Source organism: Corynebacterium sp. UMB9976, assembly GCF_030212265.1.
In the GTDB taxonomy this organism is placed as follows: domain Bacteria; phylum Actinomycetota; class Actinomycetes; order Mycobacteriales; family Mycobacteriaceae; genus Corynebacterium.
This window is the reverse complement of the sequence record NZ_JASODY010000012.1, coordinates 1-25,263: the sequence shown is the minus strand read 5'-3', so window position 1 is coordinate 25,263 and position 25,263 is coordinate 1. Positions and strand designations below refer to the sequence as shown.

26 protein-coding genes are annotated in these 25,263 nt (G+C 65.9%); 7 read left to right on the top strand and 19 right to left on the bottom strand.

The annotated features are described in order from the left end of the window. Positions 1 to 21: 21 nt before the first annotated feature. The 7 genes from QP140_RS06800 to rsmI all read right to left on the bottom strand — a co-directional run bounded on the left by QP140_RS06800 (position 22) and on the right by rsmI (position 9,485). Positions 22 to 1,074 (bottom strand): 4-(cytidine 5'-diphospho)-2-C-methyl-D-erythritol kinase, encoded by a 1,053-nt coding sequence (locus QP140_RS06800; RefSeq protein ID WP_284758776.1) that lies wholly within the window; start codon positions 1,072 to 1,074, stop codon positions 22 to 24. Continuing rightward, positions 1,071 to 2,042, bottom strand: a complete 972-nt coding sequence (rsmA, locus tag QP140_RS06795) for a 16S rRNA (adenine(1518)-N(6)/adenine(1519)-N(6))-dimethyltransferase RsmA (protein ID WP_284758774.1) — start codon at positions 2,040 to 2,042, stop codon at positions 1,071 to 1,073. The genes QP140_RS06800 and rsmA overlap by 4 nt, the downstream gene beginning before the upstream one ends. 93 nt (positions 2,043 to 2,135) lie before the next feature. Next, positions 2,136 to 3,296, bottom strand: a complete 1,161-nt coding sequence (locus QP140_RS06790; RefSeq protein ID WP_284758773.1) for a resuscitation-promoting factor — start codon at positions 3,294 to 3,296, stop codon at positions 2,136 to 2,138. A gap of 306 nt (positions 3,297 to 3,602) precedes the next feature. Continuing rightward, entirely contained in the window at positions 3,603 to 4,460 is an 858-nt protein-coding gene (locus tag QP140_RS06785) for a TatD family hydrolase (protein WP_284758772.1), read from the bottom strand. 21 nt (positions 4,461 to 4,481) lie between these two features. After that, positions 4,482 to 6,317, bottom strand: a complete 1,836-nt coding sequence (gene metG, locus QP140_RS06780) for a methionine--tRNA ligase (RefSeq protein WP_284758771.1) — start codon at positions 6,315 to 6,317, stop codon at positions 4,482 to 4,484. A gap of 109 nt (positions 6,318 to 6,426) precedes the next feature. Beyond that, on the bottom strand, positions 6,427 to 8,370 hold the full coding sequence (locus QP140_RS06775; protein WP_284758770.1) for a BCCT family transporter: 1,944 nt from the start codon (positions 8,368 to 8,370) through the stop codon (positions 6,427 to 6,429). Between the two features lie 182 nt (positions 8,371 to 8,552). After that, positions 8,553 to 9,485, bottom strand: coding sequence for a 16S rRNA (cytidine(1402)-2'-O)-methyltransferase (gene rsmI, locus QP140_RS06770; RefSeq protein ID WP_442875019.1), 933 nt, complete (start codon positions 9,483 to 9,485; stop codon positions 8,553 to 8,555). 125 nt (positions 9,486 to 9,610) lie between these two features. Between rsmI and QP140_RS06765 the strand changes: the two genes are divergently transcribed. Beyond that, positions 9,611 to 11,113, top strand: a complete 1,503-nt coding sequence (locus QP140_RS06765) for a dolichyl-phosphate-mannose--protein mannosyltransferase (RefSeq protein WP_284758808.1) — start codon at positions 9,611 to 9,613, stop codon at positions 11,111 to 11,113. A 61-nt stretch (positions 11,114 to 11,174) separates the two neighbouring features. Here the strand turns inward: QP140_RS06765 and QP140_RS06760 are convergent, their stop codons facing one another. From QP140_RS06760 to QP140_RS06735, 6 genes are all read right to left on the bottom strand, one after another. Continuing rightward, positions 11,175 to 11,990: a zf-HC2 domain-containing protein gene (locus QP140_RS06760; protein WP_070758645.1), complete on the bottom strand. Its 816-nt coding sequence runs from the start codon at positions 11,988 to 11,990 to the stop codon at positions 11,175 to 11,177. 79 nt (positions 11,991 to 12,069) lie between these two features. Then, a complete protein-coding gene (locus QP140_RS06755; protein ID WP_070758646.1) occupies positions 12,070 to 12,492 on the bottom strand; it encodes a DoxX family protein in 423 nt (140 codons plus the stop codon). A 33-nt stretch (positions 12,493 to 12,525) separates the two neighbouring features. Next, positions 12,526 to 13,860, bottom strand: a complete 1,335-nt coding sequence (sepX, locus tag QP140_RS06750) for a divisome protein SepX/GlpR (RefSeq protein ID WP_284758768.1) — start codon at positions 13,858 to 13,860, stop codon at positions 12,526 to 12,528. Between the two features lie 181 nt (positions 13,861 to 14,041). After that, positions 14,042 to 14,737, bottom strand: coding sequence for a GNAT family N-acetyltransferase (locus tag QP140_RS06745; protein ID WP_070758648.1), 696 nt, complete (start codon positions 14,735 to 14,737; stop codon positions 14,042 to 14,044). Positions 14,738 to 14,767: 30 nt separating this feature from the next. After that, positions 14,768 to 16,006 (bottom strand): molybdotransferase-like divisome protein Glp, encoded by a 1,239-nt coding sequence (glp, locus tag QP140_RS06740; protein ID WP_284758767.1) that lies wholly within the window; start codon positions 16,004 to 16,006, stop codon positions 14,768 to 14,770. 4 nt (positions 16,007 to 16,010) lie between these two features. Next, on the bottom strand, positions 16,011 to 16,898 hold the full coding sequence (locus QP140_RS06735; RefSeq protein ID WP_187441053.1) for a UTP--glucose-1-phosphate uridylyltransferase: 888 nt from the start codon (positions 16,896 to 16,898) through the stop codon (positions 16,011 to 16,013). A gap of 129 nt (positions 16,899 to 17,027) precedes the next feature. Between QP140_RS06735 and QP140_RS06730 the strand changes: the two genes are divergently transcribed. Together QP140_RS06730 and mscL are read left to right on the top strand one after the other, a co-directional pair. Further along, entirely contained in the window at positions 17,028 to 17,765 is a 738-nt protein-coding gene (locus tag QP140_RS06730; RefSeq protein ID WP_284758766.1) for a 5-formyltetrahydrofolate cyclo-ligase, read from the top strand. 38 nt (positions 17,766 to 17,803) lie between these two features. Then, positions 17,804 to 18,268, top strand: a complete 465-nt coding sequence (mscL, locus tag QP140_RS06725; RefSeq protein ID WP_070758652.1) for a large conductance mechanosensitive channel protein MscL — start codon at positions 17,804 to 17,806, stop codon at positions 18,266 to 18,268. Between the two features lie 248 nt (positions 18,269 to 18,516). Here the strand turns inward: mscL and QP140_RS06720 are convergent, their stop codons facing one another. The 6 genes from QP140_RS06720 to QP140_RS06695 form a co-directional block, all read right to left on the bottom strand. Further along, complete coding sequence (locus QP140_RS06720) at positions 18,517 to 19,164, bottom strand: MogA/MoaB family molybdenum cofactor biosynthesis protein (RefSeq protein WP_070758653.1); 648 nt, start codon at positions 19,162 to 19,164, stop codon at positions 18,517 to 18,519. A 104-nt stretch (positions 19,165 to 19,268) separates the two neighbouring features. Then, positions 19,269 to 20,762, bottom strand: coding sequence for a S1C family serine protease (locus QP140_RS06715; protein WP_284758765.1), 1,494 nt, complete (start codon positions 20,760 to 20,762; stop codon positions 19,269 to 19,271). Between the two features lie 37 nt (positions 20,763 to 20,799). Further along, positions 20,800 to 22,389: a sensor histidine kinase gene (locus tag QP140_RS06710; RefSeq protein ID WP_284758764.1), complete on the bottom strand. Its 1,590-nt coding sequence runs from the start codon at positions 22,387 to 22,389 to the stop codon at positions 20,800 to 20,802. Beyond that, on the bottom strand, positions 22,386 to 23,081 hold the full coding sequence (locus tag QP140_RS06705) for a response regulator transcription factor (RefSeq protein WP_284758763.1): 696 nt from the start codon (positions 23,079 to 23,081) through the stop codon (positions 22,386 to 22,388). The genes QP140_RS06710 and QP140_RS06705 overlap by 4 nt, the downstream gene beginning before the upstream one ends. Positions 23,082 to 23,279: 198 nt before the next feature. After that, positions 23,280 to 23,447, bottom strand: coding sequence for a 50S ribosomal protein L32 (rpmF, locus tag QP140_RS06700; RefSeq protein WP_015381369.1), 168 nt, complete (start codon positions 23,445 to 23,447; stop codon positions 23,280 to 23,282). 22 nt (positions 23,448 to 23,469) lie between these two features. Next, entirely contained in the window at positions 23,470 to 23,739 is a 270-nt protein-coding gene (locus QP140_RS06695) for a type B 50S ribosomal protein L31 (RefSeq protein ID WP_012359795.1), read from the bottom strand. 359 nt (positions 23,740 to 24,098) lie between these two features. Here QP140_RS06695 and rpmB point away from each other — a divergent pair, with 359 nt between their 5' ends. Genes rpmB through rpsR form a run of 4 tightly spaced genes read left to right on the top strand, consistent with a single transcriptional unit; the run spans position 24,099 to position 25,077 of the window. After that, positions 24,099 to 24,335, top strand: a complete 237-nt coding sequence (gene rpmB / locus QP140_RS06690; protein ID WP_012359794.1) for a 50S ribosomal protein L28 — start codon at positions 24,099 to 24,101, stop codon at positions 24,333 to 24,335. Between the two features lie 2 nt (positions 24,336 to 24,337). Beyond that, positions 24,338 to 24,502: a 50S ribosomal protein L33 gene (gene rpmG / locus QP140_RS06685; RefSeq protein ID WP_012359793.1), complete on the top strand. Its 165-nt coding sequence runs from the start codon at positions 24,338 to 24,340 to the stop codon at positions 24,500 to 24,502. 3 nt (positions 24,503 to 24,505) lie between these two features. Beyond that, entirely contained in the window at positions 24,506 to 24,811 is a 306-nt protein-coding gene (gene rpsN, locus QP140_RS06680; protein ID WP_012359792.1) for a 30S ribosomal protein S14, read from the top strand. A gap of 17 nt (positions 24,812 to 24,828) precedes the next feature. After that, positions 24,829 to 25,077, top strand: coding sequence for a 30S ribosomal protein S18 (rpsR, locus tag QP140_RS06675; protein ID WP_012359791.1), 249 nt, complete (start codon positions 24,829 to 24,831; stop codon positions 25,075 to 25,077). The last annotated feature ends 186 nt before the right edge of the window (positions 25,078 to 25,263 follow it).

Genomic DNA, 25,263 nt, shown 5'->3' with positions numbered 1-25,263 from the left:
GTTTTTCTTGTGTTTTCCAGGCTAGCTGCGGACTACGCGCGCCCCCGGCGCGGGCGAACTCGTCACGACCGTGGCGCTGGCCTTGCCCGCCACGGACACGGCGGTGGCGACCTCCACGGCGCTGGCCTCGTCCTCGCACAGCATGGCGATGGATGGCCCGGAGCCGGAGACGATGGCAGCGAGCGCGCCGGCCTCCTTGGCCACCGCCAGCGTTTGCCGCAGGCTCGGCAGCAGGCTGATCGCGGGCGCCTGCAGGTCGTTGACCAGCAGCGGGGCGAGCTGATGGGGGTCGCCGGTCACCAGCGCGCGCATCAACTCCTCGGTCCCCTGGGCGCGGATGTCCGGCCGGTTGCCGGTGCGCGCGGCCTCCCGCTGGCGGTCCAGCTGCGCGAAGACCTCCGGGGTGGACAGCCCGCGCTTATCGGTGGCAATCGCCCAGTGGTAGGGCCCCTGGGACATGATGCTGATCAGCTCGTCCCCGCGGGCGGTCCCGAGCGCGGTGCCGCCGAGCACGCAGAAGGGCACGTCGGCGCCCAGGGTGCCGGCGATCTGCAGTAACTCCGCCTGGCTGGGCGCCACAGCCTTGCGCGGGGTGGGATATGGCAGGGGCTGGCGGCCGAAGTAGAACTCCACGGCGGCGACGAGGGCGGCTGCGGCGTCCGCGGAGCCACCGGCCATCCCGCCGGCCACGGGCACATTCTTATCGATGTGGATGCTCACCGACGGCGCGCGGGTCGCCGGGTCGGCCGCGGGGTCTTCCAGCAGGCCTGCGCGCTCGCACCACAGGTCGCGGATGAGCTCGACGGCCCGCCAGGCGAGGTTGCTGGGGTCGCGCGGCACGAGGTGGGCATCCGGTCCCGCGACCGTGAGCTCGGGTTCCTCTCCGCGCGGAACCGCGGTGAGGGTCACGGTCTCCTTAAGGCTCACGGACTGGAAGATGGTTTCCAGCTCGTGGTAGCCGTCCGGCCGGACGTCGCCGACTGCCAGGTGAAGGTTGATCTTGCCGTGCGCGGTGGCGGCCACGCTGATGCGCGGGGTGTCTCCGTGCTCGTCACCGGGGCGCTGCGTGCTCACTGCTCCCCCTCCTTGCTTACGAGGCTGGCCAGGGCAAGCGCCACGAATGCATCGGCGCCGAGTTTCTCCCCCCGCTGCTTCGGGTCGATGCCCGCTGCACGCAAGACGTCCTCGGCCTGCTGTCCACCACCGAAGTGCCCGGAGAGGGCGGCGCGCAGGGTCTTGCGCCGCTGCAGGAAGGCTGCGTCTGCCAGGGCGAAGGTCTCCCGGCGCACGGCCTCTTCCGCGAATCCCGAGGCAGCGACGGCTTCGGCCCACGGGGCGGCCGGCTTGTCCCCCACACCCCAGCGGTCGATGCGCACCAACCCGGAGTCCACCTTCGGGGCGGGCCAGAAGACGTTCTTTCCGATCGTCGCGGCGCGGAAGGTATCGCCGTAATAGCGGGCCTTCACGCTGGGCACCCCGTAAATCTTGCTGCCCGGCTTGGCGGCCAGCCGGTCCGCGACCTCCAGCTGCACCATCACGAGCACCCTACTGATCGTGGGGAACTGCTCCAGCAGGTGCAGCAGCACCGGGACGGAGACGTTATAGGGCAGGTTCGCCACCAGCGCGGTGGGTGCCGCCAGCCCCTGCTCAGCCCAATCAGCGGCGGTGACCTGGAGGGCGTCGCGGAGGATGAGGTGGAGCTTATCGGCGACCGGAGCGGCCTGCTCGGCGACGGTGCGCGGCAGCCGTCCTGCCAACAGTGGGTCGATCTCGACGGCGGTGACCTCCCCCACCGCGCCCAGCAGCGCCAACGTCAGGGAGCCCAACCCGGGGCCAACCTCGATCACGTGGTCCTGCGGGCCGACATCCGCGGCGTGCAAAATCTTACGAACCGTATTTGGGTCGTGGACGAAGTTCTGGCCGAGCTTCTTGGTGGGGTTAACCCCCAGCTCCTCGGCGAGCTGGCGGATCTCCACCGGCCCGAGCAGCGATACTCCCCCGTCTAGCGCCGGGGCATCCTGGGCACGCACGTCATCATTCACGCCTTCGAATATAAACGACCGGCAGCGTAGCGGGCGAAAATGCTTCCCCGCTACGGCTGCCGGTGAGTGCTTGTGTTCTGCGAACGCTGGGCTTTAGCGCAGGCCCATCTTCGCGGTGCAGGCAGGCCAAGCGCCCCAGCCCTGCGCGGCCTGGACGCGCTCTGCCACGGCGATCTGCTGCTCGCGGGTGGCCATGTGGGCTGCCGGAGCGTACTCGGTGCCACCGAAGCCCGCCCAGGTGGACGGGGTGAACTGCAGACCACCGGAGAATCCGTTGCCGGTATTGATGGACCAGTCGCCGGTCGCCTCACACTGCGCGAGCTCATCCCACACGGAACCGTTCGCAACAGCCGGGGCATCCGGGCCAGCTGGTTTCTTCGGCTTGGTGCCGACCTTGACCACAGCCTCAACCGGAGCCTCGAGCTCCTCGCGCTCCAGGACCTTGCGGTCGGTGACCTTGCCGTTGTGGCGGGTGACCAGCAGCTTGACGCGCTCCTTGCCGTCCTTGCCCTCCTTGACGACCTTGCGCTCGCCCTCTGGCAGGTTGGCGTCCTCGATCTCGCGCTCCGGAGCGCTCACGGCGCGCTCGAAGGTGTGGTCCTTCTTGGAGACGCGGACGACGTCGATGTGCATACCCTCGCGCAGCGGAGTATCTGCGGACGGGGTGACGATGTCATCCTTGCCCAGCGGGGTGCCGCGCAGCTCGAAGATATCGCCGACGGTACGGGCCGGCAGCTTCATGCGACCCTGCTTGCCGCCGTCGTTGAGGGTGAAGTACTTGGACGTGGTGACGTCCAGATCCATGCCCTCAGCCGGGATCTTGGTGTTCATACCGGCCGAGAGGGAGCCGGTGGCGATCTCGTCGTACTTGCCGACCTGGCGCAGCATCTCCTCGACGGTGACGGAGGTGGTGTCGACATTCTCGCGCTTGCCGTCGATGATCAGGGCGACCTGCTTGGCGGAGCGCACCTTGATGGTGTCGTTGTTGGAGACAGATTCGGACGGTGCCGGGCTGACGAGGTCCTTGGGGTTAACCTCGACGCCGTTCTTCTCCAGGATGTCGCCGACGTTGCCGGTGACGGAGCTGGCCTCGATGATTTCACCGTTGACGTCCAGCGTGATGTTCTTGTGCGCCGCCGCGGCGACGCCACCGCCAACAACCAGGGTCGCCAGCATGCCGCCGGTGGCCAGGCGCAGTGGCGTGGAGTTGGTGTTGTTGATGCGGTGCAGGCTGGACTTCTTCTTAGGAGACACTCGAAACCTCTCGATTTTCTTGTGATCGCTTCGCCCCCACCGGGGCTGAACTTTTATCACAATACGATAACGATGAAGTTAAAGCCAGAAGAATCCACAGACGTGGGCAAAATCACCCTCAGTCGGGGAATGCGCTCTGTAACAGCAATAACAGGCCGTCACACGCGCAACGGCAGCACGCTTGCGCACCAGGACCGTAAGCGCCGGACGCGCCTGCGGTTCCCTGGGTCGCGTAGGAAGATAACGGGGTTTGACTCGCCCTGATCCGGGGAGCCCGACCTGAAGATAACGTGGCTTGGCTCGCCCTTAACCAGGGAGGCCGAAGACGCGGTTGGCATTCGCCCACGCCAGTTCCGCGAACTCGGCCGGCGACTGGCCGCGCGCCTCCGCGAGCACCCGGGCTGTGTATCCCACGAACCCGGGTTCGTTGCGCGCACCACGGAAGGGCTCGGGCGTCATATAGGGAGCGTCCGTCTCCACGAGGATCTGCTCGGCCGGGGCCAGGCGCGCAGCCTCCCGGAGCTCCTCATTGCGCTTGAAGGTCGCATTGCCCGCGAAGGAGAGAACGTAGCCGCGGTCGATGGCCTCGCGGGCCACGTCCAGCGGAGAGGAGAAGCAGTGCAGGATCACGTCGGTGGGCTGCGGGGCATCCGCGAGGATGCGCATCAGATCCTCGTCCGCCTCACGGTTGTGGATCATCAGCGGCTTGCGCGCGCTGACCGCAAGGTCGATGTGCCAGCGCAGCGCGGCTTCCTGTACCTCGAGCGAGGGCGTGGTGTCGTCGTGCTTGATCCAATACGCGTCCAGGCCGGTCTCCCCGATCGCCACACAACGCTCGTTGGCAGCCATCTCGATGAGGCTGGTTTTGGCTGCCTCATCCAGCTCGTCGGCGCGGGTCGGGTGGATCGCGCAGGCGGCCCAGACGTTATCGAACTCTTGGGCCGCCGCCAGCGCCAGCTCGGTCTCGGCCAGTCCATCACCGACGGTGCAGATCCGCTCCACGCCGGCCTGCCCGGCGCGGGCGACGAGCTCCGCGGTAGCGGCACGGCGGTCCTGTCCCTCCTGCGCCCCCTTGGCGATGGTGGAGGCCAGGTGGGTGTGGGAGTCGAAGAGAGCTCCGATGCTCTCCGGCAGGACAGGCGTGGGGCGTTTCTTTTTAGACATATCCCCCACGCTACCGGTCAGCTAGTCCTTGACGACCGGCGCCCACTCCGGGCCGGTCTCCGCCAGCTCCGGGTCCAGCTTCTGGAACAGCGGCTTCGGCTTGCTCAGCGGGGTGCCCGGGGTCAGCTCGATGCGCTGCCAGGTGGCCTGCTGCTCGGTGTAGTTACCCATGATGACCGGGTAGGTGCTCCCCTCTTCCGGCAGGCCCACACCGACCGGGGTGCGCGGGGATTCGTCCTTAACCTCAACAATCTCCGGCTGGGCTGCCCAGATCCCCTCGCCGCCGAGGGTCTCGAAGACCTTCTGAGCGGAGAAGGGCAGGTACGGGGTCATCAGGGTGTTGACGTCCGCGACAACCTGCAGGGCAACGTACAGGACGGTAGCCAGGCGCTCGCGCTGGGTCTCGTCCTTCGCCAGCTTCCACGGCTCCTGGGCGGCGATGTACTGGTTGGCCCGCGCTGCGATGCGCATGGCCTCGGTCATGCCTGCCTTGAACTTGGAGAGCTGCAGCGCGTCGCCGACGATGTCGAAGGCCTTCTTGGCCTCGTCCAGCAGCTCCTGATCCTCGGCGGTGTACTCGCCCGGGGTCGGGATCTCGCCGAAGTTCTTGTGCGCCATGGACACCGTGCGGTTGACCAGGTTGCCCCACTCGTTGGCCAGCTCCGAGTTGATGCGGCGAACGAACTCGTCCCAGGTGAAGTCCGTGTCCGTGTTCTCGGGGCCTGCGACGGCGATGAAGTAGCGCAGCGCGTCGGGACCGAATTCCTTGAGGAAGTCGCGGACGTAGATCACAACCCCCTTGGAGGAGGAGAACTTGGAGCCGGACATGGTCAGAAACTCGGAGGAGACGACCTCGGTCGGCAGGTTCAGCTCGCCCAGCTCGCCCTGCTCGCCGCCCTTGCTTCCCTTGCCGGCGTAGCCGAGCATCTCGCCTGGCCAGATCTGGGAGTGGAAGGTGATGTTGTCCTTACCCATGAAGTAGTAGGACACGGCCTCCGGGTCGTTCCACCACTTACGCCAGGCCTCCGGGTCGCCGGTGCGCCAAGCCCACTCGATGGATGCGGAGAGGTAGCCGACGACCGCGTCGAACCAGACGTAGAGCTTCTTGGCGTTGTTATCCTGCCAGCCCTCGATCGGGACGGGCACGCCCCAGTCGATGTCGCGGCTCATCGCGCGGGGACGGATGTCCTTCAGCAGGTTCAGGGAGAACTTCAGGACGTTCGGACGCCAGTCATCGCGTCCCTTCAGCCACTCCTCCAGCGCCTCGGCCAGGGCGGGCAGGTCGAGCATGAAGTGCTCGGTGTCGACGAACTCCGGAGTCTCGCCGTTGATCTTGGAGCGCGGGTCGATCAGGTCGGCCGGGTCCAGCTGGTTGCCGCAGTTATCGCACTGGTCGCCGCGGGCGTCGGTGGCGCCACACAGCGGGCAGGTGCCCTCGATGTAGCGGTCCGGCAGGGTGCGGCCGGTGGACGGGCTCACGGCACCACGGGTGGTCTGCTTGAGCATGTAGCCGTTGTCGTTGAGCCCGCGGAACAGCTCCTGGACAATCGCGTAGTGGTTGCGGGTGGTGGTGCGGGTGAAGAGGTCGTAGGACAGTCCCAGTCCCACGAGGTCCTCGACGATGATGCGGTTGTAGCGGTCCGCGAGCTCGCGGACCGTGGTGTTTTCCTTATCCGCCTGCACCAGCAGCGGGGTGCCGTGCTCATCCGTGCCGGAGACCATCAGCACGTCGTTGCCGATCATTCGCTGATAACGGGCAAAAACGTCGGACGGGACGCCGAAGCCGGCGACATGGCCGATGTGACGGGGGCCGTTGGCATAGGGCCAGGCAACAGAGGTGAGTACGCGCTTTGACATGCCTTAAACCCTATTAGATCCGTGCCTGCTGCGCGAACAAAGCCCCACCTCCCGGGGCAAGTTCCGACCGGGTAGGTGGGGCTGGGTTCCGCGAAGGACCGCGTGGGGCTTAGCTGCGCCCGTCGGCGTCCTCGTCGTTGCGGTTGCTGATGTAGTCGGCGACGTCTTCGGCGTCGACAACCTCAACGACCTTCTCGCCGTCGTAGACGCTCATCGTCTCCAGACCGTCGAGGTCCTCGGAGGCGTAGCTCTGCGCACCTGCGGAGTCCTCGACCGCAGCTTCGGCGTCTGCCGTGGCGGCGGCGTGGGGCGCAGTGTCCGCCGTCGTGGCGGTGACGTCCTCGCGGCGGTTCTTCATGCGGCGTGCCCGCTTCACGATCTCGCGGTTTTCGCGTTCCCGGTATTCGCGGGCGACGCGCAGCACCATCCTCCGCTGATTCTTCTGATCCAGGTAGAGCGGGTCGTCGCCCAGGGCCTTCACCACGGCGAACATCAGGGCGATGATGATGAACACGAATGGGGAGGCCGCGATAATCGTGATGTTCTGCAGGTTATCCAGCGAGTCCGCATCACCCGTGGTCAGCATGATCACCGCGATGGCGCAGGTGAGAACACCCCACAGGACGGTGACGATCGGGGATGCGACGAGGCGGCCGCGCTGAGACATGCTGCCCATCACCGTGGAGGCGGAGTCCGCCGAGGTGATGAAGAAGGTGCCAAGCAGCAGCATCGCAATGATGGACACACCCGCGCCGAATGGGTACTCGTACAGCAGGTTGAACAGCATCTTGGTGGCATCACCGTCGCCCCAGATGGACTTGCCGGTCTCCTCGAGGTGGATCGCGGTGCCGCCGAAGATGGAGAACCACAGGATCGTCACGGAGGTCGGGACGAGCAGGATCACCATGATGAACTCGCGGACGGTACGGCCGCGGGAAATACGAGCCAGGAACATGCCCACGAACGGGGACCAGGAGCCCCACCATGCCCAGTAGAAAATGGTCCAGCTAGACAGCCAGTCACCGGCGTCCTCGGAGGACTGGGCGGTGCGGGAGGCCATGGCGAAGAAGTCCTGCAGGTAGTTGCCCAGCGTCGTCGGGACCATGTTCATGATGACGACGGTCGGGCCGACAATGAGGACAAACAGCGCGATGATCGAAGCCAGCACCATGTTCGTATTCGAGATCCACTGAATACCCTTGCCCACGCCGGATGCGGCGGAGATCAGGAAGGCGATGCCGAGCACGACGATGATGCCAACGATCAGGGTGTTGCCGGGGTTATCGACCCAGTCGACGATTTCCATGCCCGAGGCGATCTGGCGAGCACCAATACCCAGGGAGGCGGCGGTGCCGAAGACGGTGGCGAAAATAGCCAGGATGTCGATGAGCTTACCGAGCCAGCCCTCGGCCAGGCGATGGCCGATCAGCGGGATGAACGCGGAGCTCAGCAGCTGCTTGCGCCCCAGGCGGAAGGTGCCGTAGGCGATGGCCAGTCCGACGATGGCGTACAGCGACCATGGGTGCAGACCCCAGTGGAAGAGCGTGGAGGCGAAGGCCTCGCCCACGTTGCCCTCCGGGCGACCCGGCACGCCGGTGCGGAAGTGGGTCAGCGGCTCGGTGGTGCCGTAGAACATCAGGCCGATGCCCATGCCGGCGGCGAACATCATCGCGACCCAGGAGAATGTCGAGAACTCTGGCTGTTCATCATCCTTGCCGAGCTTGATGTGCCCGAACTTCGAGAAGGCCACGAAGAGCACGAAGAAGACGAACACGGTCGAGGCCAGAATGAACAGCCAGCCCCAGTCAACCACGACGTAGTCCAGCGCCTGGCTGGCGAAGTTGGCGAAGGATTCGGAGCCCACGAGCCCCCAGGCCACCACGGCGAGGACGAGCGCGGCGGCGGGGCCGGTGACGACCCAGTCGATGCCTGCGCGCTCGTCCTTGGCCGCGGCACTATCCGCGGGTTCACTCAGCCGCGCGGCGTCTTGGGCCTCTTGCGGCGAGATACTGCCTTCCTTCAGCTGGTCAAGGGTGTTCTCAGAATTGCTCATTGCCCCACTGTGCGTGGGATTTTTGCGTTTTGCTAGTTTTCGGCGCCGTTATCGAGCTCGCAACGGGCTCACAGCGGTTTTCTAGGTGGCTGCCAGAATTGTTATAGCGCTGTTCAGGGCGCTCTTCCCTACCAAGAGATAACAATCTGATAACAAATTCGCTTTGATGCGCAGGTTGTGGCCTATTTTTCCGCCCGGGCGGCCAGTACCGCCTCGTAAACATCCCGCTTTCCGAGACCGTGGGAGGCAGCCACCTCCCCGGCGGCGGCCTTCAGCCGCTGCCCCTGGGATACCAATTCCTCGACCTCGCCCACGACGTCTTCGGGCGCGACCTCCGCCGTGGCGGCGGTCGCCTCGATCACAACAGTGATCTCCCCCTTGACCCCGGCCTCCGCCCACTCGGCGAGCTGGCCGAGCGTGCCCGCCTTGACCTCCTCGAAGGTCTTGGTGAGCTCCCGGCACACGGCTGCCGCGCGCTCCTCTCCCAGCACCTCGGCGGCAATTTCGAGCGTGGAGGCCAACCGGTGGGGTGACTCGAAGAAACAGACGGCCTCGTCCCCGCTGCGGGCGGCGTCGAAGAACTGGCGGCGCTGGCCGTCCTTCCTCGGCGCAAAACCCAGGAAGCGGAAGTGACCGACCCCGATCCCGGAGAGCGCCAGTGCCGTCGGCACAGCGGACGGACCCGGCAGGCAGGTCACCGGGACGCCGCGTTGGTGGGCTGCGACGACGGCAGGAAAACCCGGGTCCGACACGGAGGGCATGCCCGCGTCCGTGATGACCAGCACCCGCTGGCCGGTGGCCGCGGCTTGGACGAGCTCCTCGGCGCGGTGCTCCTCGTTGTGGTCGAAATTGGAGAGCACCTTGCCACGGATGCTGACCCCCAGCGCGTCGGCGAGCGCCCGGCTGCGGCGGGTATCCTCCGCCGCGATCACGTCTGCGGTGGCCAGGGCGTGGAGCAACCGGATCGACGCATCCTGCGGGTTGCCCAGGGGCGTGGCCGCGAGGATGATGCCACCGTCCGGCAGCGGCGGATTGGCGCAGGCCTGTTCCCACAGGTGGCCGAAGTCCGGGGCTGGGGCGTCAATGGTGCGGGAGTGCGTCGGTGCGGAGCTCATGCCACCAGCATGGCACCGCTTAAAGCAAAATCCACATCGGATAAGCTTTCCCTGTGACAACGAAGACCTCCCCGGCGCCGGCCACCGGGCCAGCCGAGCCCCGCGTGGGCCAGCCGAATCAGCGGATGAACCAACGCCGTTGGGCGATCATTCAGCTTCTGCTGGCCGCCTTCGCCGCCCTCCTTCGGATGGTCAATCTGGGCTCCCCCACCGACGGCGGCACCCCGGTCTTCGATGAAAAGCACTATGTCCCTCAAGCCTGGCAAATCCTGCGCGGCTGGGACCACCTGGTGCTGGGAGGCATCGAGGATAACCCCGGCTATGGGCTGGTCGTTCACCCGCCGCTGGCCAAAGAAATCATGGCCGCCGGAATGGGGGTCTTTGGCTATACCCCCTTCGGCTGGCGGGTGTGCGCCGCGCTGGCGGGCGTGGCGGTGGTCTGCTTGATCGCGGGCATCGCCCGGCGGATATCCCGCTCGGACTTGGTCGGCTTGCTGGCCGGCGTGCTCGCCCTCTCCGATGGCATTCTGCTGCTGACCAGCCGTTCCGGAATGCTGGATCACTTCCAAACTCTCTTCCTTTTGGCCACCGTGTACTTCCTGGTCCGCGACCACGAGGAGATGGAGCGCCGCTACCGGGCCGTGTTTCGTGAGGGCCGAATCGGGGACTTCCCGGCTGGCCCGCGGCTGGGCTTCCGCTGGTGGCGCTTCGCCGCCGGCATCGCGCTCGGTGGCACGCTGGCGGTCAAGTGGTCCGGGCTGTACTACATGGCCTTCTTCGGCGTGGCCCTCGTGGCCCTGGATGCGCACCGTCGCTGGCGTTATGGCGTGCGCCGTCCGCTGCTGGGTGCGCTGCTTCGGGACGCCCCGCCGCACTTCTTCGCGGTCGTCATCGTCCCGGTGTGCTGCTACCTGCTGTCCTGGCGGGCGTGGTTCGGCAGCGAGACCTCCGTGTACCGGCACGCGGTGGAGTCCGGGCTCGTCGAGGACGCCACCGCGCTGGCCGAATCCCCGCTGGGATTCCTGCCGGATTCTGTCCTGAACTTCCTCTACTACCACCTGTCGGTGCTGCGCTTTCACTCGGAGCTGACCAATTCGAATGGTCACAACCACCCGTGGGAGTCGAAGCCCTGGTCCTGGCTGGCCTCCACCCGCGGGCTGATGTACTACAACCCTAGCCACGAGGACGGCACCCGTACCGTGGAGCTACTGGTTGGGACGCCGGCGATCTGGTTCCCCACCGTGCTGGTGCTGGCCTATGGCTGCTACCGCCTGGCCCGGTTCCGGGACCTGGTGTGGGTCGTGCCGGTCGTGGGTTTCGCCGCCGGATTCCTGCCGTGGCTGCTGAACACCGACCGCCAGATGTACCTCTTCTATGCGCTGAACCTCGCGCCCTTCCTCATCATCGGCCTGGCGCTGATCTGCGGCCGTGTCTTGGGGTGGCGCATGGCGCCCGGCAGCACGCACCGCCCGGTGGCATGGTTACAGGCCCACGCCGGCCTGGTACTGGTCGTGGCCTACCTGGGCTTTGCGGTATGGAATTTCCTCTTCTTCCTGCCGCTGTACACGGCCATGCCGCTGAGCCCTGCGGAGTGGGCAGCCCGCATGTGGCTGCCTTCCTGGCACTAGGGCTTCCTAACACTAGGGCTTCCTGGCACTAGGGCTTCCTGGAACTAGGGCAATCGGTCGGCTAGTGGCGGCGATGATCGCCGGGATAGTAGCGAGAATGCTCCTCGGCATCCACCGCGGAAAAGTTCATCGGCTTGGCTGAGAGCACGTGCCAGGAATCGCGCAGCGGCCGAATCGTATGGTGCCGGGAGAGCCAGCAGGTCACCAGCGCGATCACCGCAGCGAGGTGAATGGCGAGGTTGCCGATGAGTGCCGGATCGACCCCGGTGCCACCCGCCAGCCCCATGATGATGTCTCGGGTGGCGAAGCCCCCGCCGAAGGCCCACATCCCCAGGTAGACGGGCAGCAGCCCGCCGGCAGCGCGAGGCGCCCAGGATGCCCAGGCTAGGCCCGCGCCCAAGGCGAAGCGGCTGATGGCCGCATCAATCATGTATTTCGCGAGCTCCGGGTCCGCGGCCCCCGCCTGCGGCCCTTCCCCCGGCCGGATGGCCTCGTAGAGCTGCGCGGGATCCGCGGTACCCGCGGTCGAGCCAGCAAACAGGAGGATCGCCCAGAGGAAATAGACGACCGCGAGCACCGCCAGCGCGATGCGGGCCCCCAGCAACGGCAGCTGCCGCCGACGAATGTCGCCACCAACCTCGGGGGTTTCCTCTGCCACCTGCAGCACCTTGGCAGCGAGATCCGCACCAGCCCCCTGGGTCGGCGCGGGCGGGTTGGCCCGCAGCCGCAGGTCGCGCCCGATCGCGGTCACCTGCGCGTACCACGCCTGGCACTCCTCACACTGAGCCACGTGGGCGTCCACGATCTCTCCCGGCACCGCGGCGTCCTCGCCGTCTAGCCGCGCCGAGAGCGCTGCCCGAACTTCTGCGCATTCCACAGACCTTATGCTCCCCTAAAAGCCTCGTGCTGCCAAGCAGAGGCGGCGCTAGCCCCTTCCACCCCGCTCACCCGACGGCTCACCCGAAGCGGGAGAATGCCCGGTCCAGGCTGGCTCGCCCGGAACCGAAGACCACGATCGCCAGCAGCCCCGCGCACAGCACCAGCGGCAGCTCGATGCCGTTATCGGCGGCGAAGAGCCCCTGGGACCAGTGCACCAGGTACATCGCGGCGATCATGTGCAAGATCAGCAGGCCAGCCATCAGCGGCGCCAGCAGGCCCACGACCAGAAGCGCTCCCCCGATGAGCTCCAGCCCGGTGGCCAGCCAAGCGGAGAGCTCGGGCTGCGGGATCCCCTGGTGGGAAAACTCTGCGATCACTCCGGAGTCTCCCCCAAGCTTCTGGATGAAGAGTTTCTGCCAGCCGTGGGCGATGAAGATGGTGCCCAACACAGCGCGGATCAGCAGCAAGGCGCCGTCGCGGGCGACCTGGTGTTCCAGCATCGTTGACTATCCGCCGTGTTCTGCGCGTACGCCTTAGACCGCGCGGATGTGGGTGCGGTCGTGCGGACCGTCCCAGTAGTCCAGGTCCGCGTCCTCGCCCGGGTAGTCGTCGAAGCCGTCGTCGAAGAAGTCCCCGCCGTTGGCGTAGGCCAGGTTCTCCAGCTCCGGGTCCGCTTCGTCCGTTTCGACGACGATCGCGCCCGGCCGCAGCAGACGGTCCGGAACGCCGAGCTCAGCGTCCTCCAGGTTGCGCACACCCAGGCGGGCGCGGCGCATCCGTGCGAGACGGCGGCGGCGCAGCTTGGCCTCCTCGATCGCCTGGCGGCGCAGGTTGAACAGGTACACGCCGGTGAGCGCAGCCGTCACGAGGAAAGCGATCCACAGCTTGCCACCGACGATGAGGCTGGCGATCAGGGCGATCGCGGTCAGCCCGGCGAGCACGCCGAGCACCTGCTTGCGGCGCTGCAGGCGGCGGTTGTAGAGCTGCTGGGATGCGACCGGGTCGTAAACTCCGCGGCCTCGGCGGGAGGCGATGAATTCCATGTCCTCCTCGGACAGCTCGAAGCTCTCCTCCTCTGCTTCGACCAGCGGCGACTCGGCCTCGGCAGCCTCGTCCTCCTCGCAGACCCCTGCGTCCACGTGCAGGTCCCCGCCGCGGAAGTAGGCGGTCGGGATGTTACGCAGCGCGGGCTGCTCCTCCGATGCGTCCTCGGTGTCCGCGTCCGCAGTGTCTGCCTGCTCCGCCTCGGCCACGCGCAGGGTCGCCGGCGTGTCCGCACCGGCGTCCTCGTGGGCTTCATCCTCGTGCGCCATGGTGTCTGCTGCGTCGTCGGCCAGCTCCGCGTCGACGGTGACGGACTCGGTGCTCATGGCCGGCACCTCGGCCGGGACGGTGCGACGCTGGGCGTCCGCCACGTGCTCCTCGCCGTCCAGGTCCTCGGCATCGGCGTCGACGATCTCGCCCTCCAGGGTCTCCAGGTTGGTGGTCTCGTCCGTGGCATCCTCGGCGACGTCGGTGTGGTCCTCGTCGACCTCTGCGTCCACCGTCTCCACGCCATCGGCGATGTCGGCATGTTCGCTGGAACGCTCCTCGTCGCGGGCGTCGACGTCCTCATCGAAAAGGACGTACTCCGGTTCCGCCTCGACGAAATCGATGTCCGCGTCCACGTCCTCATCCGAGGACATGTAGTGCCCCTCAGCGGGAAGCAGACGGCGCGGACGGCGGGAACGCTTGGCACCGCCTTCGTACAGAATTCGGGTCTCGGACATGCCCCGCGACGTGCGGCGCACCGGAGACTGCTTGCGCAGCAACAACGGCGCCATCAGCAGCAGCCATACTGCGAGGATCAACAGAAGGGAGCCGGACACTTATGCTCCTAAAAGCTAGACAGCGGTTTGGGCCTCTGGGGTGTACCCAGCGGGTGAACTAGCCCTGCCGGAGGATGGCGGCAAGGCCAGCAGCAATACCTTCCAAGGTATCGGCAACCTGGGCGCTTCGCTTCCTGCCACGCCGCGTGGCGAGCCAAAACGCGGAAGTTTTGCCTGAGGCCTAGTCGACCCGGAAACGTCCCTGGTTCGCGAGCCGATGGGTGATTCCGGGGCCGAGCTCCTCGACTGTCTGAGCGACCAGCAGGTGGTCCGTCCACTGCCCGTCGATGTGTAGGTTGCGCTGCAGCCGCCCCTCGACCCGGTACCCGGTGTTCTCCAGCACGCGGCGGGAGGCGGGGTTGTCCTCCATGACGGTGGCCTCCACCCGGTGCAGGCCGAGCCCCAGCATCGCCAGGTCGGTACCCAAGGCGACGGCGGCGGTAGCCACCCCACGGCCCTGCCAGCGGGAATACACCCAGTAGCCGATCCAGCAATTACCGATCGTGCCGTATTGCATGTTGCCGAGCGTGAGCTGGCCCGCAAACTCGCCGGCTACCTCGATCGCCAGCGACATCGCTACCCCCTGACGCTCCGCGAACTTGAGTCCCCGGTAGGTCCGGCGCCACATTTTCGGCGAGTGCGCCTCCTCCCAGGAGGTGGCCACGGTCGGCTCGACGGGGCGCAGCAGGTGTTCATCGGCGATGCGGAAGGCGCGCCAGGCCGCACCGTCGGAGCGGCGCAGCTCCCGCAGGCGCACCGGCAACTCCGTGGCGGAGTCAGCAACGGCGCCCGGTCGCTGGCGCGCCTGCGGCAACCACACGGTAGGCACCCGCCACCGCGCCCCGTTGCCCCTGGCCAGGCGCCTATCCAGCTCCACGTCCGCCGCTCCCCTGCGAGTTCCCCGCTACTAGGAGCGGTTCGTCAGGAAGAGGACGTCGACGAACTGGCCCGGCGCGATGTGCGTTTCCTCCGCAGGCACGGTGATCAGGCAGTTCGCCTGGCCGTAGCTGCCTAGCAGATGGGTCGGTTCCCCGCCGCCCACCGCGCCCAGTGGGTCCACGAGGAACTCGCGAGTCTCCCGATCGCGCATCAGCTGGCCGCGGATGAAACCACGGCGGCGCGGTGCCGAATCGATAGCGGCAATGGTGCGGGCTCGCACCACCCGGCGGGTGGCCTGGCGCTGGCCGCGGATGATCTGAATCAGCGGGCGGACCAGCACTTCGAAGGCCACGAGTGCGGCGGAGGGATTGGCGGGCAGCAGGAAGGTCGGCACCTGGTCAGCACCCAGGGTGCCGAAACCAAGGATCGAGCCCGGGTGCATCGCGATGCGAGTGGTTTCCATTGGGCCGAGCTCGCCCAGGATCTCGCGGAGCTGGTCGCTGCCTTCCCCACCAATCGCCCCGGTGATGACGAGCACCTCGCTGCGCATCAGCTGGGCCTCGAGCACCTCCTTGATGCGGCGCGGCTCACCCGCGAGGATTCCCATGCGGTGCGCTTCAGCGCCCGCCTCCTTGGCGGCGGCGGCCAGGGCGTAGGAGTTGGCGTCGTGAACCTGCCCCAGGCCCGGGTCGCGGTCGATGTCGACGAGCTCGGGGCCGAAGGCGAGCACGCTGAGTCGCGGGCGTGGGTAGACCAGCACCTTGGAGCGGCCGATGGCTGCGAGCAAGCCCACCTGGGCCGCGCCGAGCACCGCGCCCTGCTCGACGACGACGTCGCCCGGCTGGACGTCGGAACCGAGGCGGTGGACGAACTCCCCCGAGTTCACGGTGCGTAGCGGTTCCACGTGGCGGCCGTCGACCTCCACCCAGTCGAGCGGAAGAACGGCGTCGGCGAGAGTCGGGATCGGCGCCCCGGCGTGGACGCGCACGGTCTGGCGCGGTTGCAATCGAACGGGACGGCTCGAACCTGCGGTGACCTCACCGACGACCGGGAGGGTGGGCAGCTCGCCGGCTGCGGGTTCGCGGACGTCCACGGCGCGCACCGCGTAGCCGTCGATGGCGGCCTGGTTGAAGCCGGGTACCGCCCGGTCCCCCTCGATCTGCTCCGCGCAGCGCAGGCCGAGCGCCTCCGAGATGGAGATGCGCACCGGCTCGGGCGTGACCGCCGCCGCGGAGATGATCGCTAGCTGTTCCTCAACGCTGCGCATGGGGCTACTCCCCGAGTCGCTGCTCGAGCCACTGTTTCAGGGACTCTCCGTAGGTCTCATCCTCGAGGGCCATGTCCACGCAGGCGCGGATGTAGCCGCCCGGGTTGCCGAGGTCGTGACGCTTGCCCTGGTGGACGACGATGTGCACCGGGTGCCCCTCGGAGATCATCAACTCGATGGCGTCGGTGATCTGGATCTCGCCACCCTTGCCCGGCTTGGTGCGGGTCAGCGCCTCGAAGACCTGCCGGTCCAGCAGGTAGCGGCCGGTGGCCGCGAAGTTCGACGGGGCGTCTTCGAGGTCCGGCTTCTCGACCATGCCGTTGACCTTCTTGACCTGCGGGTCATCGGAGTCGGCGGCGATATCGAAGACACCGTACTTGGAGACGTCCTCCTCCGGCACCTCGACTGCGCACAGGACGGAGCCACCATAGCGCTGGCGGACCTCCAGCATGGTCTCCATGATCCCGTAGGGCAGGACGAGGTCGTCCGGGAGCATGACGGCGAAGCACTCTTCGTCCTCGGCGAGGTGGGATTCGGCCAGGCCGATGGCATGACCAAGGCCGAGCGGCTCCGGCTGCTCGATGGCGGCCACGTCGATCAGGCCGTCGGTGGCGCGAACCTTCGCGAGCTGGTCCTCCTTACCGCGAGCTTCGAGGGTGGCCTCGAGTTCAGCGTCGGTGCGGAAGTGCGCCATGATGCCCTGCTTCTTCGGGGCGGTGATGATCGCCAGGCGTTCAGCACCCGCCTGGGCGGCCTCCTTGGCGATAAGCTCGATCCCGGGAGTGTCGACCACGGGGAGCAGTTCCTTGGGCACCGTCTTCGTCGCAGGCAGGAAGCGCGTCCCCAGTCCTGCGGCGGGGACCACAACTGTGCGAAGCTCATTGGAAGTCATGAGGTGCATCGTACCGCCCAGCTGGGCCAAAGTGCTGGACTTACACCCGGTGCGGGCCGGAAAAGATCCGTTGAGAATTCCGGCTTCGCCACCCCACACGAGCAGAGAGCAGGAGCAGCGAAGGAGACCATGCCCCACAACCCCGAGAAAACCCGCGCTACGAAGGCCGCCTTGCGCGCCGAGGTTCGCGATACCCGCAAGCAAGTTCCAGCAGCTGAGCGTGCACAGCGCGACCGCGCCATTCAGCGCCACCTGGTGGCAGTCTTGGAGCGACGGTTCCCCGACTCCCGGCCGGTCGTGGCCGCATTTTGCGCTCTGCCGGGCGAGCCCGGAGGCACGGACCTCCCGGAAGCCCTACGGGATGCAGGCTTTGAAGTGATTCTGCCGGTCGTTAAGTACAAGCCCCGCAGGCTGGAATGGCGCAGGTTCACAGGCATGGCAGACCTGGTGGAAAACTCGATGGGGATCCCGGAGCCCACGGGTGAGAACCTTGGCGAGCTGATCGATATTGCGGACGTCGCCGTCCTTCCTGCCCTCTCGCTGGGTTCCGACGGCACCCGGCTGGGCCAGGGCGGCGGATTCTACGACCGCACGCTCGCCGACTTCGTGGCGGGCGATGCCTCGCATCCGTCCGAGAATGTGGAGGTATCAAACGCCAACGCCGCCCCCACCGTGGCTCCGGCTGTGAATCCGGTCACGATCCCGGGGGTCGGCACACCGTTCCCTGCACCCCGGTTGCAAGCGATCTGGGCCGTGGTGGACGACCCGGAGCTGCGTGTTTGCGTTCCCTCAGCCCCGCACGACCTCGCGGTCGCCACCGGAATCACCCCGAACGGGGTCTATCATTTTCCCAGCTCATCGGTATAATAAATTCAGTCTTTTATACCTTTAAGAAGGGGATTTTCATGCTGTCTGGATTCAAGGAATTCCTGATGCGCGGCAACGTGGTTGAGCTCGCAGTAGCCGTCGTTGTCGGTTCCGCGTTCACCGCAATCGTCACCGCTTTCACTGACAAGATCGTCAACCCTCTGATCGCCGCGCTGGGCGGTTCCCCAGAGTTCGGCCTGGGCTTCCACATCCGCGAGGGCAACCCGGCCACCTTCATTGACTTCGGCGCCGTCATCACCGCTGCGATCAACTTCCTGATCATCGCAGCCGTGGTCTACTTCATCCTCATCATGCCGATGAACAAGCTGGCCGAGATGAACGCTCGCCGCAAGGGCATCTCCACCGAGGAGGCAGCTGCAACCGAGACCGAGCTGCTGGCCGAGATCCGCGACCTGCTGCAGCAGCAGAACGGTGTCTCCACCAAGAAGGTCGACCCGTCCGTCGCTAACGACGACGATCCGACCGGCCGTCACGCTGAGTAAGTCCCGCTGAGCAATTCGCTCAGCCGTATTCCAGCTCTACGCTCGTCGAACTAGTTCTTCGCCCGCCCCCAGTGGGGCGGGCGTTGTTCTATCCAGAACTCTTTATCGAACCCGCCGTGCTCGGCCGGGTTCTTTTCTTTATCGACGCCCCGCCCCGCGGCCTTGGGATCTTTCACCCGCCCGGCGGCGTTCCGGGCGCTGCGGGCCTTAGCAAGGCTGGCGAGCCCGCGTGGTGCGCGGCGGGCCATTTAGACGCCGAGCTCGTCGAGCACGTGGTTGACCAGCGGGCCGAGCGTGGCCATGCCGTCGCGAATTGCGCCTCGGCTGCCGGCGATGTTCACGACCACGGTGGACCCGGAGATGCCGGCGAGGCCACGGGAGAGAGCGGCATCCTTGTTATTGGCGGCCAGCCCGGAGCTGCGGATCGCCTCCGCGATGCCCGGGATGCGGCGATCCAGCAGCTTGCGGGTGGCCTCGGGGGCGCGGTCACGGGGACCGAAGCCGGTACCGCCGATGGTGATGACGAGATCTGCGCCGCCCACCACGCCGGTTTCGATGGCGTGGCGGATCTCGCTCTTGCGCTCGGCGACGTTGACAACCGCATCGACGATGAAGCGGTCCTCTGCGAGCAGTTCGGCAACGAGCTCGCCACTGCCGCCCTGGCCAGCGCGATCCTCCCCGATCAGCACGACAAGCGCGTGGCGGGTGGGCACGGCCTCGGCGGCTGCGCGCTTGGCGGCGGCCTGCGCATCGAGGCTCTGGTCAAGGCTGTGGAGGAAGCTATCGTCTGGCTCCGGAATGGCGGCGTCCAGCCGGTCTAGCTGACTGTGGTCGATGTCGTCCACGATCGGGTTTCGGACACCGAGCTCGTGGGCTTCATTCCGGTTTAGCGTCAACGCTTTTACTCCTTCACGGCAGGTGGGTCGCTTTAACTTTAACGCGGGAGAGGATTTTTAAAACCCCTAATGAGGTTTTATTTTCACCCCTCCCCCGTGTGTGTCTACTCCTGGGTTTCGGCCTCGGTGCCGAGGGTGACGTCGAGCTGCTTTTCCGGTCCATGTCCCCCAGGCAGGACGGTGAGCTTCACGGTGTCCCCGACTTCGTGGGAACGGATGGCGGCGATGAGCCCCACGCCGGTGTCGATGAGTCGGTCGTCGACCTTGCGCACCACGTCCCCCTTCTTCAAACCAGCCTTTTCTGCGGGGCTGCCGGGGCTAACTTCCATGACCTCGGCTCCCACGTAGCGGCTGGCGGTGTTGATCTGCGCGCCGATCATCGGGTGGGCGGCCTTGCCGTTATCGATCAGCTGCTTGGCGATGCGCACCGCCTGGTTGGACGGGATGGCGAAGCCCAGGCCGATGGAGCCGGAGGTACCCCCTCCACCCAGGGTCGCGATGACGGTGGGGATGCCCACGAGCTCGCCCTTGAGGTTCACGAGCGCGCCGCCGGAGTTTCCGGGGTTGATGGCGGCGTCGGTCTGGATGGCGTCGATGAGGGAGCCCTCGCCGCCGTCCTCGCCGGCTGCCTGGACGGGGCGGTCCTTGGCGGAGACGATGCCGGAGGTCACGGTGGAGTTCAGGCCCAGCGGGGAGCCGATCGCGGCGACCGTCTCGCCAACATTGATGGCGTTGGAGTCCCCCATCGCCATGGGTTGCAGGTTATCGGCGCCTTCCGCCTTGATGACGGCGATATCGGTCTGCGGGTCAGCGGCGATGAACTTAGCTGGCAGCACGCGACCATCGGCGGTGATCACCTGCATCTTCGCACCACCCTTGGCGGCGGCACCGACGACGTGGTTATTGGTGAGGATCATCCCGTCGTTGGTGAAGATGGATCCGGACCCCTCCTCCCCGCCACGGGCGGTCTGCACTTGGATCTGCACCACCGAGCGGGTGACCTTATCCGCGACCTGGGCGATGGTCCCGGACTCCTCCAGTCGGCTACTGCTGGTGTCTTCGTTGCCGGTAGGCGCAGAGTCGAGGGTGTTCACGGAGCGGGTGCTGTTGGTTCCCTGCATGGAGGTCAGGGCGAAGGTCGTGCCGGAGGCGAGAACCACCGCACCCACCATGAGGGCCGCGACCGCACCGGTGGACCAGCGCTTCTTCTCCTTCGGCGGCGCGTTCAGCGGGCCCTCGCCCGGCTCGCCTGGCCCTGCCTGGGGCGGGTAGCCCGGTTCGTGCGGCAGCGCCTGCGGGCGCTGTGGAACCTGCGCGCCCTGGCTGGCCTGGGCCTGGTGAGTCTCGGCCTGACGGGTCTGGGTATAGCCGGTGTGCGACTGGCCCCACTGGGCACGCTGACTGTCCTGAGCCTCGCCCGCCCAGCCCCCGGGGCCGTACTGCGCCCCAGCCTCGCCGCGGCGGGTGTTGCCATTGTGCCCGAATGGCCCAAAGTCCGACGCCTGCGGATAATGCTCTCCCCCGCCACCGCTGGCGCCATTGCCGCCGACACCGTTACCGCTATTCAGATTCTCACCATTTTTATCCATAGGAACCATCCTCCACTTCCCTTCTAAAAAATACTGGGACGCAGCCCTATTTTTCGCTGGGAGTTCCACGGCGGGCGGGCAACACAACCCGCATCAGCGCGCCACCGTCGTCAGATTCATCGGCGATGATCGCCCCGCCGTGATTCACCACAGCCTGCTTCACGATGGAAAGCCCCAGGCCAGAACCCGGCATCGAGCGAGAACTGATCGAGCGGTAGAAGCGATCGAAGACCTTTGCCCGGTCATTGGGTGGGATACCCGGCCCCGAGTCCGCGACTCGAATTTCCACAGCCTCCTCGTATCCCTCACCGCCCTGCGCCCCGGCAGGAAGACCCGAGGCCGCCGGCGGGATGGGTTGCATCCACACTCGCACGGTGCCGCCCTGCGGAGACCATTTAGCTGCGTTGTCCAGCAGGTTTAGCAGCGCGCGTTTCAGGCTGAGCGGATCCCCCTGGGCGACCCAGGGTTCGGCGTGGATCTCAAAAATGACGTCCGGGCGGCGCCGCTGCACCTTCGCCACACCAACGCGAATGCAGTCGTTGAGGTCGACCTCCTGGTCGCTGAGGACGGGACCATCCTCACGGGCGAGGTCCACCAGGTCCTTAATCAGGGCACTCATCTCGTCCAACTGGCTGAGCACATCACGTTCGATCTCCCGGCGGTCCGCCTCCGAATTACCCGGGGAGTCCTCGCGCGTCGCGAGCAGCAACAGCTCGATATTGGTCCGCAGGGAGGTCAGCGGCGTCTTCAGCTCGTGGGAGGCATCTGCCACGAGCTCCTTCTGCTTTTCTCGGGAGGTCTGCAGGGCCAGCATCATGTTGTTGAAGGACTGGGTGAGGGTGCCGACCTCGTCATTGGAGAAAACAACGAGCTGACGAAGCTCATCCGTATCCGTCACTCGGTCCGTGGCCCGCCGGAGGCGGTCGATGGGTCGCAGTCCCGTGCTCACCACGGCGGTGACCAGCACGATCGCGCCGAGCGCCCCGCAGATACCAATCATGGTCAGGATGAGCGCCAGCGAATCCAACGCCCGCTGCGTCGACGAGGCGTCAGAAACGAGGACGACGACGCGGCCGTCGGGTGCGGCGACTGCAAAGTAACGGTCGTCGCCATCGGAGCGGTAAGAATGTGGGTGCTCGCCCCGGATGACCGAGATCTCGGCGTCCTCCAGGACGGGTTCGAACTTCGCGACGGGCGCGGCGATTCCGGTATAGGTCTCGGGGACGACGATAAAACTTAGGGTGTTCGAGATGCGCTCGAAGGCCGGCTCGTAATTCTCCTCCTGAACACCACCTGGGGTCTTCTCGGGTGGCATCTCGATGATGCTCTGCGCCTGGGAGCGCAGCAGGCTATCGCTGGTGCGCCACAAAATCTGGGACACCGTGGCGTAGGCCGCGAAGGTAACGGTGGCGATCGAGAAGATGATGACCAGGGAGGCCAGGATGGTCAACCGCTGTTTGATGCTGCCCAGCGTGCCGTCCAAAAAGCGGCGCCACCGGGGGCGTTTGGTCAGCTCGGCGGCACTTTCCGGTTCGAGGAGCATGCCGTGGTCGACATTCTCGCCCGCGGTGCGCTCCCCCGTCGCCGAGCGGGAGGCACGACCCCGGGGTTCCGGGGAGAGCCGCCTCAAACTCATGGGGCAGTCTCGCGCAGGACGTAGCCCACGCCGCGAACCGTCTGGATCAGGCGTGGCTCGCCGTCGGCCTCGGTCTTGCGACGCAGGTAGCCGATGTAGACCTCCAGGGCATTGCCGGAGGTCGGGAAGTCATAGCCCCACACGTCCTCGAGGATCGTCATGCGAGAGAGCACCTTGCGGGGGTTTCGCAGCAGCAGCTCCAGCAGCGCGAACTCGGTGCGGGTCAGGCTGATCTGGCGGCTGCCGCGCGTGACGTCGCGGGTCGCGGGATCAAGTTCGAGGTCCTCGAACTTCAGGATCTCGGTCTGCTGGGTGTCCACCGCCGCCGGGCGTGCGGCGCGACGGACGAGGGAGCGGGTGCGAGCCAGAAGCTCCTCGAGCGCAAAGGGCTTGGTGAGGTAGTCGTCCGCGCCGGCATCCAGCCCGGCGACGCGCTCCGAGACGGAGTCGCGGGCCGTGAGCAGGAGGATTGGGATGTCATCACCCTGGGAACGCAGCTCGCGGCACACTTCGAGCCCGTCGAGCTTCGGCATCATGACGTCGAGGATCGCCATGTCGGGACGCTCGGACTGAACTTTATCCAGCGCTTCCTCCCCGTCCGCGGCGAGCACGACGGCGTACCCATTGAAAATCAGGGAACGGCGCAGCGACTCGCGTACAGCCGGGTCATCGTCCACAACGAGAATCTTCATATAGCTATTGTGCCCTCTCGGCGCGACTTTGTGTTAAAGCTCAGCACCTGTTTAGGTTGCTTGCACCGGCTGGTTAGGATTCTTCTACATCTCGAACGCAAGTTTTAGGTACTTCCCCGGTTGTGCGCCGGCAGAAAAAATGCCCGCGACCTGCGATCCAGGTGCGGGCGTTGGGCCGGTAAAACCGGCTGACCGGAACTAGTCCAGGTCGATCAGGCCGAGCTGAGCAGCCTTCACCAGGCGGCGAGGGATCTGCACCTCCTGGCCGTTGATCTTCTGAGTCTGAAGATCGACGTTATCCGCCTTCCACTGGGAACGGCGGGCGCGGGTATTGGCGCGGGACTTCTTAAACTTTGGTACTGCCATTTTCTTCTACCCTCCTCGAGCCTTACTGGGTCTTCTTCTTGCGGCGAGCCATGCCACCGTAGCGGCGCTGGAACTTCTCGACGCGACCTGCGGTGTCCATGACGCGCTGTGCGCCGGTCCAGAACGGGTGGGACTCGCTGGTGATGTCGACGACGATCAGCGGGTACTCGTTGCCATCCTCCCACTCGACCGTGCGGTCAGAGGTGGCGGTGGAGCGGGTCAGGAACTGCTTACCGGTAGCAGAATCCTTGAATACCACTGGGTGGTAATCCGGGTGGATATCCTTCTTCATACTTCTTCCCTTAGGTTGATCACATCGGGTCGGTCCCACACATGACAGCGCGGGTCGTGCCCGAGTCGGGGCGAAACATTGTCTTCACGTTCGAGATGCCACGATGGCAGCACGTACGACCGCAAAAGTCTATCGCATTTCGACCGGTGGACATAATTGACCGGGCGCCGCACAAGCACCAGTCCCGACTGGACAAGATTAGGCGCTTTTCCACCTGAGCTGTATAATCGTCCTCTGCTGTTGTCTATGTAAACGTCATCACCGTGCATACAGCGTATTTCGTGCTTCCTAGCGGACTGTCTACCCACCGGGGAGCCTGCATTTTTCGTTGTGTTGTGCATGGTGGAAGGAGAAAACCCATGTCGGCATATTGCCAGGTGACGGGCCGCAAGCCGGGTTTCGGCAAGCAGGTTTCCCACTCTCACCGACACACGAGCCGCCGCTGGAACCCGAATGTTCAGCGTCGCAAGTTCTACCTGCCTTCTGAGGGCCGCACGATCACGTTGACGGTCTCTCCGAAGGGCCTGAAGACCATTGACCGTGATGGCATCGAGTCCGTCGTTGCCAAGATTCGCGCTCGTGGGGAGAAGATCTAAAAATGGCTCGTAACGATATTCGTCCAATCATCAAGCTCAAGTCCACGGCTGGCACCGGTTACACCTATGTCACCCGTAAGAACAAGCGCAACAACCCGGATCGCATCACTCTGAAGAAGTACGACCCGGTTGCCCGCAAGCACGTCGAATTCCGCGAGGAGCGATAATTTATGGCTAAGAAGTCCATGATCGCGAAGAACGAGCAGCGCAAGGAAATCGTCGCCCGCTATGCGGAGCGTCGCGCTGAGCTCAAGAAGATCATCAAGAACCCGAACACCAGCGACGAGGATCGCATCGAGGCGCAGTTCGAGCTGAACCGTCAGCCGCGCGACGCCTCCCCTGTTCGCGTCCGCAACCGTGACGCCGCCGACGGTCGCCCACGTGGCTACCTCCGCAAGTTCGGCCTGTCCCGTGTCCGCGTCCGCGAGATGGCTCACCGCGGTGAGCTGCCGGGCGTTCGTAAGTCCAGCTGGTAATTAGGGAGGCTCTTTAAATGAAGCGCAACAACATGAAGCGGGCGCGGATGGAGCAGTCCCGCCGCCCCAAGAAGAACCCGCTCAAGGCCGAAGGCATCGAGCAGGTTGACTACAAGAACTACGCTCTCCTGCGTAAGTTCATCTCCGACCGCGGCAAGATCCGTTCCCGCCGCGTCACGGGCCTGACCCCGCAGCAGCAGCGTGAGGTTGCTACCGCGATCAAGAACGCCCGCGAGATGGCTCTCCTGCCTTTCAACAGCCGTTAAGAACCGGCAGGTAGACGTTACGTAGACAAAGAAGGCCCGCCCAGGCTTTATGCCAGGGCGGGTCTTCTTTTCGCTGACTACGCTGTTGGGTCAGGAACGGGTTAAGTAGCAAAAAGTGTGTCTGCCCGGCGTGTCGCCGGGTGGGCCCTTTTTATCTCATGGGCCCTTTCCGGATTCCTATGTTGT

Bases quoted from the DNA above. Each gene is read 5' to 3' on its own strand.
- QP140_RS06785 (WP_284758772.1), bottom strand. From the start codon at position 4,460: ATGTCTAAAAAGAAACGCCCCACGCCTGTCCTGCCGGAGAGCATCGGA.
- metG (WP_284758771.1), bottom strand. From the start codon at position 6,317: ATGTCAAAGCGCGTACTCACCTCTGTTGCCTGGCCCTATGCCAACGGC.
- QP140_RS06775 (WP_284758770.1), bottom strand. From the start codon at position 8,370: ATGAGCAATTCTGAGAACACCCTTGACCAGCTGAAGGAAGGCAGTATC.
- rsmI (WP_442875019.1), bottom strand. From the start codon at position 9,485: ATGAGCTCCGCACCGACGCACTCCCGCACCATTGACGCCCCAGCCCCG.
- QP140_RS06765 (WP_284758808.1), top strand. From the start codon at position 9,611: ATGAACCAACGCCGTTGGGCGATCATTCAGCTTCTGCTGGCCGCCTTC.
- QP140_RS06755 (WP_070758646.1), bottom strand. From the start codon at position 12,492: ATGCTGGAACACCAGGTCGCCCGCGACGGCGCCTTGCTGCTGATCCGC.
- glp (WP_284758767.1), bottom strand. From the start codon at position 16,006: ATGCGCAGCGTTGAGGAACAGCTAGCGATCATCTCCGCGGCGGCGGTC.
- QP140_RS06735 (WP_187441053.1), bottom strand. From the start codon at position 16,898: ATGACTTCCAATGAGCTTCGCACAGTTGTGGTCCCCGCCGCAGGACTG.
- QP140_RS06730 (WP_284758766.1), top strand. From the start codon at position 17,028: ATGCCCCACAACCCCGAGAAAACCCGCGCTACGAAGGCCGCCTTGCGC.
- mscL (WP_070758652.1), top strand. From the start codon at position 17,804: ATGCTGTCTGGATTCAAGGAATTCCTGATGCGCGGCAACGTGGTTGAG.
- QP140_RS06715 (WP_284758765.1), bottom strand. From the start codon at position 20,762: ATGGTTCCTATGGATAAAAATGGTGAGAATCTGAATAGCGGTAACGGT.
- QP140_RS06710 (WP_284758764.1), bottom strand. From the start codon at position 22,389: ATGAGTTTGAGGCGGCTCTCCCCGGAACCCCGGGGTCGTGCCTCCCGC.
- QP140_RS06705 (WP_284758763.1), bottom strand. From the start codon at position 23,081: ATGAAGATTCTCGTTGTGGACGATGACCCGGCTGTACGCGAGTCGCTG.
- rpmF (WP_015381369.1), bottom strand. From the start codon at position 23,447: ATGGCAGTACCAAAGTTTAAGAAGTCCCGCGCCAATACCCGCGCCCGC.
- QP140_RS06695 (WP_012359795.1), bottom strand. From the start codon at position 23,739: ATGAAGAAGGATATCCACCCGGATTACCACCCAGTGGTATTCAAGGAT.
- rpmB (WP_012359794.1), top strand. From the start codon at position 24,099: ATGTCGGCATATTGCCAGGTGACGGGCCGCAAGCCGGGTTTCGGCAAG.
- rpmG (WP_012359793.1), top strand. From the start codon at position 24,338: ATGGCTCGTAACGATATTCGTCCAATCATCAAGCTCAAGTCCACGGCT.
- rpsN (WP_012359792.1), top strand. From the start codon at position 24,506: ATGGCTAAGAAGTCCATGATCGCGAAGAACGAGCAGCGCAAGGAAATC.
- rpsR (WP_012359791.1), top strand. From the start codon at position 24,829: ATGAAGCGCAACAACATGAAGCGGGCGCGGATGGAGCAGTCCCGCCGC.